Below are 9,200 nucleotides of genomic sequence, written 5' to 3'. Positions count from 1 at the left end.
TTGCGTTTGACAGTGGCTCGGCGCCATTCGCCAGCCGCGCGCGCAGGCGTCGCAGGTTGAAGAACAGCGCCTTCTGCGCCGAGCTGGTGCCGCCACGCACGATCGACCAGTTGCGCAGGATGTAGTCCTGCATCGAGGCCCGGATCCACCATGTCGCATAGGTCGAGAACCGCACCTCGCGCTCCGGCTCGAAGCGGGCGGCGGCCTCGAGCAGCCCGACATGACCCTCCTGGACCAGGTCGCCGAGCGGCAGGCCGTAATGGCGGAATTTGGAGGCCATGGAAATGACCAGCCGCATATGCGCGACGGTGATGCTGTGCAGCGCGTTCTGGTCGTTGTCCTCTTTCCAGAGCAATGCAAGCCGATGCTCTTCGTCACGTTCGAGGTAGGGAGCCTTCATTGCCGCGCGGACCATGATCCGTCCTGCCGTGTCTTCCATCATGAGGCGCTCCCTGGGTGGTGCGGATGACTTTGCAAACTTGGCTGGCGCCCGGGTTGAAATGGCGGCGCCGTGCCCTAGAACAGCCAGAACTGCCATGCGCGGGAAAGGTTCCGCGACCGTGGCTGCGGGATTGTGTTGCCCGACGGGCTCCGGGGATGATCCGCGACAGTTCTGGTGTCGGCTGGAAAGCGCCAGTTTGAGTATGCGATTTCAGAAACTGGTTGTTTTTGGAATTCTGTTCCTTATTTTTTCGGCTTGCATCTGTCAGTTTCCAGCGCTCACAATATGCCGGTCGGCCGGCCAAGGACGGGATCACAGAAAAATGAAATGGCTCAAGTCGCTCATCATCGCCGGAACGCTGCAGGCCTTGGCTGTCACCGCAGGCCATGCCGGCGCCAATCTCGACCAGATCAAGCAGGCCGGGGTCATCAAGGTCGGCACGGAAGGCACTTATGCGCCATTCACCTATCATGACACTTCGGGCGCACTGGTCGGCTTCGACGTCGAAATCGCCAAGGCGATCGCCGACAAGCTCGGCGTCAAGGTCGAATTCCTCGAAGGCAAGTGGGACGGGCTGATCGCCGGCCTCGACGCCAATCGCTATGACGCCGTCATCAACGAGGTCGGCATCACCGATGCCCGCAAGGCCAAGTACGACTTCTCCGATCCTTACATCGCCTCCAAGGCGGTGCTGATCGTGCGCGGCGACAACACAGACATCAAGACCTTTGCCGATCTCAAGGGCAAGAAGTCGGCGCAGTCGCTGACCTCGAATTTCGGCAAGCTGGCCGAAACGAACGGCGCCGAGCTGGTCGGCACCGATGGCTTCGACCAATCGATCCAGCTGCTTCTGACAGGCCGTGCCGACGCCACGATCAATGACAGCCTGTCGTTCCTCGACTTCAAGAAGCACAAGCCCGACGCCAATGTGAAGATCGCCGCGCAAGAGGAAAACGCCGACTATTCCGGCGTCATCGTGCGCAAGGGCGATCCGGAGCTGGTCGCGGCGATCAACAAGGCGCTGGCCGACATCAAGGCCGACGGCACCTATAAGAAAATCTCCGACACCTATTTCGGCCAGGACGTTTCGAAGTAATCTATGAGGCGGGCCGCTCCGCGGCCCACAGGACATATCGAGCGGCGAGTCGTCTTTGACGGTCCGCCGCTTTTGTCGTGATATGTCGCGCCTCGACGAAGCCTCGACTTATTTGGAGGGTCTTACGTGCCGCACTGGCTGCAACTGATGCTGGAGTCGCTGCCTTCGCTGTTGTGGGCGGCGCTGATCTTCACCGTGCCGCTGACGCTGTTGTCCTTCGTCCTTGGGCTGACCGTTGGGTTGGGTGCGGCGCTTGCCCGGCTGTTTGGTCCGAAACCGCTGGTCGCGCTGGTGCGCTTCTATGTCTGGATCTTCCGCGGCACGCCGCTGCTGGTGCAGCTGTTCCTTATCTTCTACGGCCTGCCGTCGGTCGGTATCCTGCTCGACGCCTTCACGGCGGCGTTGATCGGCTTCACGCTCAACATCGGCGCCTACACGTCGGAAATTATCCGCGCGGCCATAGGGTCGGTGCCGAAGGGCCAGTGGGAAGCGGCCTATTCGATCGGCATGACCTGGAGCCAGGCGATGCGGCGCACCATCCTGCCGCAAGCCGGCCGGGTCGCGGTGCCGCCGCTTTCCAACACCTTCATCTCATTGGTCAAGGATACGTCGCTGGCCGCCGCCATCACCGTGCCGGAGATGTTCCAGGCGGCGCAGCGCATCGTCGCCACCACCTATGAGCCGCTGATCCTCTATGTCGAGGCGGCGATCCTCTATCTGGCGCTGAGTTCGGTGCTGTCGGCCTTGCAGACGCGGCTGGAGACCCGGCTCAACCGCTATGGCGGCTTCCTGGAGGCACGCTCATGATCGGCCTCAGCAACATCGAAAAGCGCTTTGGCGACAATCTCGTGTTGAAGGGCGTGACGGTCACCATTGCCGAAGGCAGCGTCACTGCGCTGGTCGGCCCGTCGGGCGGGGGAAAGAGCACCCTGCTGCGCTGCATCAACCTCCTGGAGATCCCGACCTCGGGCACGGTGCGCATCGGCGACGAGACGCTCGAATTCCATCCTGGTGGCAGGGTTCCGGCCAGGGATATCCAGCGCCTGCGGCTGCAGACCGGCATGGTGTTCCAGAACTTCCAGCTGTTTCCGCATCGCACCGCGATCGAGAACGTCATGGAAGGGCTGGTGACGGTGCTGAAATGGGCGCCTGAGAGGGCACGCGAGCGGGCGCTGGCTCTGCTGGAGAAGGTGGGGATGGCGCACAAGGCCGACGCCTGGCCGGCGACGCTGTCGGGCGGCCAGCAGCAGCGCGTGGCGATCGCCCGCGCCTTGGCGCCGTCGCCGAAAGTGCTGCTCTGCGACGAGCCGACCTCGGCACTCGACCCGGAACTGGCGCAAGAGGTGGTCGACGTGCTTGGCAAGCTCGCCAGTGAAGGCACGACCATGGTGATGGCGACGCATGATCTGCGCCTCGCCTCCAAGATCGCCAAGGAAGTGGTGTTCCTCGATGCCGGCGTCGTCGTCGAGAAGGGACCGGCCGCGGTGCTGTTCAACAATCCGGAGCAGCAACGGACGAAGCGGTTCATTGCGACGCTGAAGCAGGAGGCTGAGAAGGAAGGCGGCGGCGGGTAGGCGCGGCCTAGGGTCTGTAGAATTCGGGCGATGGCCCCGAAGGCGCGCCGGTTCCGGTATATCTTGCCGGATGCGCGAGCAGGCCGTCAGCCATCCTTCGGCATATCGGGCCTTGCCGCCAGCAGCCGCTGAAATTTCACCGTCAGATCTCCCCCGAAATCGCGGCTCTTCATTTGCAGGTTCAGATATGATGGCTGACGAGCGCCACGCCAAGTCCGATGAGGATCGAACCGCATGTCTTGGGGATCACCCATCCGGCGCCAGTGAACCGGCCAACGGCGAGCGAGGCGATGCCGACCGCCGCAAGGTCGGCCATCGAGAAGATGAGATTGACGATGATGCCGAGGATGAGGAACTGCAACCCGACGGCCATGCCGGCTGACGGATCCACGAACTGCGGCAGGAAGGTCAGGAAGAACAGTGCCGTCTTGGGATTGAGGATCTCGACGACCATGCTGTCGCGAAATGTGTTCGGGGCCGGCCTGGCACCATCCTCACCCATCCGGTTCCAGCCCAGGAACATGGCAAGGCCCAGCGAAATGAGATATGCGGCGCCCGCCCATCGGATCACCAAGAAAGCGACCGGCGCGTGTTCCATCAGTGCGGCGAGCCCGACCGCCGCGGCCAGGATGTGCACGTAACAACCAAGATGGACACCCAGCGCCGCCATCAATCCCGCCTGACGGCCATGGGCCAGCGTCTGCGCTGTCATGTAGAGAATCGCCGGTCCTGGCATGCAGGCGAAGGCGAGCGTTGCGAGGGCGAACGGAATCCAGAGATCCAGCGATGGCATGACAGCTCCTCCCATGATCAAGCCGTGGGAGGAGTAGGCCGGGGGGCAGGCCGAAAACATACGGCGGATGCCGTATTTGGATGATGATCGGGTTTGGCTAATCTGCCGATGGTTAAGGGGACGTTGCCGGGTTGCCCATTGTCGCGGCTGCGATATCAGCCGGTGGGCAATCCCAGACGAACCGCGTAGGCGGTCAGTTCGGCGGTGTTGTGGAGACTGAGCTTGCCCATCAGATTTTCGCGATGTTTGCGAGCGGTCGGCAGGCTGATGCCCAGTCGTTCGGCGATGTCGCGCGTGATCATGCCTTGCGCCACCAGTTGAAGGATCTGCCGTTCGCGCCGCGTCAGCGGTACCGGGGACAGGATTTCCTGCGCGGCTATCGGCTCGCTTTCCCTGCCTATATCGCTGACCGCGAAGCGAACGGTTTTCGCCAGATAGGTGCCTCCGTTCTTGACCGCTTCGATGGCAGCGCCGAGTTCCTCTGGATCGCCATCCTTGGTCAGGTAGGCGTTGGCGCCGGCGCTGAGCGCGGCGCGTACTGTCCTCGGCTCGACATTGGCCGTCAGCACCACGATCCGCAGGCGTGGCGCCAAGGTCCTGATGGTGGCGATAAACTGCATCCCGGTCACACCTGGCATGCCGAGGTCGAGGATCAAAAGGTCGGCGCGCGTGCTTCGCAGCTGGCCAAGCAGCGCCTCGCCATCCGCAGCCTCGGCGACGACCGAGATATTGTCCATAGCCGAGATAAGCAGCTTCAGCCCCTCGCGCACGATGGCATGGTCGTCGGCGAGTATGGCGGTGAGCGAGCGGTTCATCGGGGCACCATCCAGGGCTGCAGCGGCGTATATGGATCGATCGCCAACTTATGCGAAACAGGTTGCCGGTAGATCAACGGTACCGGGGAAGACCGGCCGGAGAATTACTTGGGACAATTGGAGGGATTCGATGCAGGAAGACAAGATACGCCAGGCCCTGGTCGAACTCCTGTATCGCAATTCCTACGGCGTGGTCATCTCCAACATCGTGATCTCGATGGCGGCGGTCTATGTTCTGAGAACGGCCGTTTCCGCCAATTGGCTGATCGGCTGGCTGGCGGCGCTGTATCTGCTGACGGCTATCCGGGTGCTGGCGTCGCGCCGTTTTTTCAGCCGCTCAAGGGATCGCGGCTCGATCTTGCGCTGGGCATGGCTGGCCACGGCGTTTTCCTGTATGTCGGGCCTTCTGTGGGGGGTGCTTGGCTGGGTCGGCTTTATGCCCGAGGCGCCGATCGTGCTGTCCTTCACGGTCATCGTCCTGACTGGTCTCGTCTGCGGTACGGTGCCGTCGCTGTCGGCCTTTCCGCCGGCGCTGGTCGGTTCCATCCTGGCCACGGTGGTGCCGGTCGCCTTGCGCTGCTTGACCACCCAAAGCGATATTTCCGGCGCCTTCCTGTTCCTGCTCGCATCGCTGGTGGCGATCAATTTCTACTACTGCCGTATCACCTACCGCATGCTGCGCGAAACCGTCAGCCTGCGACTGGAGAACGAAACGCTGGTCGAGCACCTGCAAGAGGAACGCGACAGGGCGCAGACCGCCGACCGTGCCAAGACGCGTTTTCTGGCGGCGGCGAGTCACGATCTGCGCCAACCGATCCATGCCCTGAGCCTGCTGGTCTCGACGCTTGCCATATTGGGGCAGCGCGGCGACGTACCCTCCGGCGAGGCGCGCGATCTGGCCAGCCGGGCGAAATCGGTTGTCAGCAACTTCAGTGGGCTGCTCAACGCTTTGCTCGATATCTCGCGGCTCGATGCGGGCATCGTCACGGTCGCGAGCGAGGCGGTGCCGCTGCGCGACCTCTTTGGTGATCTTCGCAATGAATTCGCCGCCGAGGCAAAACAACGCGGACTTACGTGGCGCGTGGTAGACAGCAGTCTCTACGTCGACAGCGACCCGATGATGTTGAAGCGCATCCTCAACAACCTGATCTCGAATGCCCTTCGCTACACCAAGCAAGGTGGTGTCCTGCTGGGCTGTCGCCGGCGCGGCGCATGTGTGGAGATACAGGTCCTCGACAGCGGCCCCGGCATCCCCGCCGATCAGCAGGGGATGGTCTTCGAGGAGTTCGTGCAGTTGCAGAACCCGGCGCGGGACCGCACGCAAGGCCTGGGACTCGGGCTCGCCATCGTTCGCCGCACCGCCGAGCTGTTGGGGCACCCCCTGAAATTGGCTTCGACGTCCGGGCGCGGTTCCCTGTTTTCCATCACCGTCGCGAAGGCCGGCGCGGTGCAAGCTCGCTTGGAGGTCGACACGACATCGCCGGCCAGCAGTGCCGCCGGCATCATGGTGGTCGAGGACGAGGGCGACGTTCTCGATGCCATGGTGCGCTTGCTCAGCCTGGAGGGACATCGTGTCTATCCCGGCCGCTCCGCCGCAGAGGCGCAGGAGGCCCATACGGCGGCGCTGGCTGCCGGCGATGCGCCGGTCGACCTGATCATCGCAGACTACCGTCTCGAGAATGACACCACCGGCACCGACGCGATCCGTGCGCTTCACGCCCATATCGGCCGGCTTGTCCCGACCATCATCATTACTGGCGATACGTCGCCGGCGCGCCTCAAGGAGATCAGCGCCAGCGGCAGCCGCATCCTGCACAAGCCGATCGCCGACGAGGAATTGCGCGAGACCATTGCCGCGGTCTGCTTTGGCGGCAAGGCGATAAGTGGCGACACACGTTAAAACGAAACGCGCGCTCGACGGCTCGGCGCGCCGGCAAGCCGCGATGCAGCACGCTGGTGCGCAGGGCCTACCAACATCGAAGCTGCCGCCCGAAAGCAAAAGAGGCCCCGGTCAAACCGGAGCCTCCAATCGTTTCTGGCAGGATTTCTCGAAAGGTGAGAAAGATCAGGCAGCTTCTTCCTGCTCGGCCTCTTCATTGTCGGCCTTGGCGCCACGCTTAGGGCCCTTGTTGAGGTTGACCTCGATCAAGCGCACGGCTTCGGTTTCCGACATGCGGTTGACGGCCGCGATCTCGCGGGCCATGCGGTCGAGCGCCGCCTCGTAGAGCTGACGCTCGGAATAGGACTGCTCCGGCTGGTTGTCGGCGCGGTAGAGGTCACGCACGACTTCCGAGATCGAGATCAGGTCGCCCGAATTGATCTTCGCATCATATTCCTGGGCGCGGCGCGACCACATGGTGCGCTTGACGCGGGCGCGGCCCTGCACGACCTTCAGCGCGCGTTCGACATAATCCTCTTCCGACAGCTTGCGCATGCCGATGGAGGTCGCCTTGGCGACCGGCACCTTCAGGCGCATCTTGTCCTTCGAGAAGTCGATGACGAACAGTTCCAGCTTGTGTCCAGCAACTTCCTGCTCGTCGATCGAGACGATCTGGCCGACGCCATGCGCCGGGTAGACGATGTACTCGCCGGTCTTGAAACCGTGACGCGCAGCGGTGGACTTCTTCTGCGGGGTGATCGTTGCCATTGCGCACTGAACTCCTTGTTGTGGTACCGGCGTCCTGCCGGCCCGAACTCGCGCGATCGGAGAAACCGACCGTTAGCCGCACAACAGATGAACCCATCGGAAAAGCCGGACCGGCAAACCGCAACATCGCGACCGCCTGGCCCAGATCGCTCTGGTCCGAATGGGATTTTCACCTTTCAGTGATTTGGGGCGTCTGCGCCATAAATCGACGTTGTGTCACCGGCATGTTTCGCTGATGTAACACAAAAAGTCGGAAGAATCAAGGTTTTGCTGCATACGCGAAGGCCACAACCCGGCGCCGGCTGTCAAGCCGGTTAATGTGACGTGCCTCTTACCCTGCGTAATACCGGCCTCTGCGGCCGTATTGTCAATCGCCTTCGCCGGGCTCGGCGGAGAAGTATTTCTCGAACTTGCCGGCCTCGCCGTCGAAGGATTTCGCGTCTGCCGGCGGTTCCTTCTTGGCGGTGATGTTGGGCCATTTCTCGGCATATTCGGTATTGACCTGCAGCCATTTGTCGAGGCCGGGCTCGGTGTCGGGCTTGATCGCGTCGGCCGGGCATTCCGGCTCGCAAACACCGCAGTCGATGCACTCGTCGGGATGGATGACGAGCATGTTCTCGCCTTCGTAGAAACAATCGACCGGACAGACCTCGATGCAGTCCATGTATTTGCATTTGATGCAATTGTCGGTCACGACATAGGTCATCGGTCGGCTCCGGGACGTCCCATTTTGTTGGGCTTTTTCCGTCAGGTAACGCCTTTGGCCGCTGCTTGCAAGGGCAGCCATTCCTGTCGGCATCAGCGTTTCGAAATGGAATTCCAGGCAGCCGGCGCTCCAGAGGCCGGCGACCTCATGCAGGGCTTCCTGTTTGCCGGGTTCAGTTTTGCTTCAAACACGTCGTTATCCTGGCAAGCGCCGCCTGTTTTTGGACGCCAGGCATCAATCTTCGCCGAGCAATCGGTCGGTCTGGCGACGTTCCTTCTTGGTCGGGCGGCCGCTGCCGGCCTCGCGCAGCCCCGGAATTGCATCGGGAGGGGCTTCGCCCTTCGGTGCGGGCGGTGGCGACATATCCTCGTAGAGCGTACGGGCTTCCTCGGCCGGGCCGCGTCGCGCACCCGCGCCGAGGACCTTCCAGATGAAGATGCGCCGCTCGAGCGTGATGGTCAGGACGTCGCCTGGCTTGACCTGATCGGAAGCCTGCGCTGCTTTGTCGCGATTGATGCGGACCCGGCCGGCGACGACCAACTTCGCCGCCAGCGAGCGCGATTTCACGACGCGGGAGAAGAACAGCCATTTGTCGATGCGCTGGCGGCCTTCGGCAACCATCGAAGCGAGCCGGGTTCTACTTCTTCAATTGGTCGCGCAGAGCGGCGAGCTTGGCGAAGGGCGAATCCGGATCGAAACGCACCGGGCGCTCCTCGCGCGGCTTTGGCTGGAAGGCGGGCTTGCCGCCTTGCGGACCACCCTTGCCATCCGGCCTGCCACCCTTCCAGTCGGGACGGCCTTCGCGGCGGTCGGGACGCTCGCCCTGCGGGCGCTCGCCCTGCGGCCTGTCACGTCGCTGTTCGCCTTCGGCCTGCGGCTTGGGTTTGAACTTCGAGCGGTCGAAGCGCGGCTTGCCGGCTCCATCGCGCCGTCCTTCATGGGCCGGACGCTCTCCGGGTGCAGCGGCGGCCGGTGCGCCGGCGTCCGCAGGCGCATCGCTTCGGCCGCGCGCTTGTCCGTTGCGTTGGCGATTGTTCCTGCGGTTGTCGTCGCGGTTGCGCGGGCGCTGTTCGAAACGACCCTGACGCCAAAACCCATCCTGTTGTGGCGTCAGGGTCGTTTCGAAC

Annotated in this window: 10 protein-coding genes and 1 pseudogene; 4 read left to right on the top strand and 7 right to left on the bottom strand. The window is 62.9% G+C overall.

The features are described 5' to 3' along the window. Positions 1-442 (bottom strand): sigma-70 family RNA polymerase sigma factor (locus tag EN925_RS11610; protein ID WP_128336547.1); only part of this gene is annotated, 442 nt, incomplete at its 3' end. 322 nt (positions 443-764) lie between these two features. Here EN925_RS11610 and EN925_RS11605 point away from each other — a divergent pair. The 3 genes from EN925_RS11605 to EN925_RS11595 all read left to right on the top strand — a co-directional run bounded on the left by EN925_RS11605 (position 765) and on the right by EN925_RS11595 (position 3,112). Beyond that, on the top strand, positions 765-1,538 hold the full coding sequence (locus EN925_RS11605; protein ID WP_013529173.1) for an amino acid ABC transporter substrate-binding protein: 774 nt from the start codon (positions 765-767) through the stop codon (positions 1,536-1,538). A 126-nt stretch (positions 1,539-1,664) separates the two neighbouring features. Continuing rightward, the gene (locus tag EN925_RS11600; RefSeq protein ID WP_013529174.1) at positions 1,665-2,345 is read left to right on the top strand and encodes an amino acid ABC transporter permease; all 681 of its coding nucleotides are present in this window, start codon (positions 1,665-1,667) and stop codon (positions 2,343-2,345) included. Next, positions 2,342-3,112 (top strand): amino acid ABC transporter ATP-binding protein, encoded by a 771-nt coding sequence (locus EN925_RS11595; protein ID WP_013529175.1) that lies wholly within the window; start codon positions 2,342-2,344, stop codon positions 3,110-3,112. The genes EN925_RS11600 and EN925_RS11595 overlap by 4 nt, the downstream gene beginning before the upstream one ends. Before the next feature lie 181 nt (positions 3,113-3,293). On the opposite strand, the gene EN925_RS11590 is transcribed toward EN925_RS11595, so the two are convergent. Both EN925_RS11590 and EN925_RS11585 read right to left on the bottom strand, forming a co-directional pair. After that, positions 3,294-3,905: a LysE family translocator gene (locus EN925_RS11590; RefSeq protein ID WP_024502939.1), complete on the bottom strand. Its 612-nt coding sequence runs from the start codon at positions 3,903-3,905 to the stop codon at positions 3,294-3,296. Positions 3,906-4,060: 155 nt separating this feature from the next. After that, positions 4,061-4,720, bottom strand: coding sequence for a response regulator transcription factor (locus EN925_RS11585; protein ID WP_013529177.1), 660 nt, complete (start codon positions 4,718-4,720; stop codon positions 4,061-4,063). Positions 4,721-4,850: 130 nt separating this feature from the next. Here EN925_RS11585 and EN925_RS11580 point away from each other — a divergent pair, with 130 nt between their 5' ends. Further along, on the top strand, positions 4,851-6,620 hold the full coding sequence (locus tag EN925_RS11580; RefSeq protein WP_127384601.1) for an ATP-binding protein: 1,770 nt from the start codon (positions 4,851-4,853) through the stop codon (positions 6,618-6,620). A gap of 165 nt (positions 6,621-6,785) precedes the next feature. Here EN925_RS11580 and EN925_RS11575 read toward each other — a convergent pair whose 3' ends face one another. From EN925_RS11575 to EN925_RS11560, 4 genes and pseudogenes are all read right to left on the bottom strand, one after another. Next, positions 6,786-7,367, bottom strand: a complete 582-nt coding sequence (locus EN925_RS11575; RefSeq protein WP_013529179.1) for a CarD family transcriptional regulator — start codon at positions 7,365-7,367, stop codon at positions 6,786-6,788. A 367-nt stretch (positions 7,368-7,734) separates the two neighbouring features. After that, positions 7,735-8,073 carry a ferredoxin FdxA gene (gene fdxA / locus EN925_RS11570; protein WP_013529180.1) on the bottom strand — a complete coding sequence of 113 codons (339 nt, stop codon included), beginning with the start codon at positions 8,071-8,073 and terminating at the stop codon, positions 7,735-7,737. Between the two features lie 234 nt (positions 8,074-8,307). After that, positions 8,308-8,694 carry an RNA-binding S4 domain-containing protein gene (locus EN925_RS11565; RefSeq protein WP_013529181.1) on the bottom strand — a complete coding sequence of 129 codons (387 nt, stop codon included), beginning with the start codon at positions 8,692-8,694 and terminating at the stop codon, positions 8,308-8,310. Positions 8,695-8,710: 16 nt separating this feature from the next. Beyond that, a pseudogene (locus tag EN925_RS11560) lies at positions 8,711-9,200 on the bottom strand (hypothetical protein); the annotation flags it as partial.

This window comes from Mesorhizobium sp. M7A.F.Ca.US.006.04.2.1 (genome assembly GCF_004022915.1).
GTDB classification, from domain to species: Bacteria; Pseudomonadota; Alphaproteobacteria; order Rhizobiales; family Rhizobiaceae; genus Mesorhizobium; species Mesorhizobium ciceri.
Note: the sequence above shows the minus strand (reverse complement) of the source record. Positions and strands in the feature narration are given on the sequence as shown.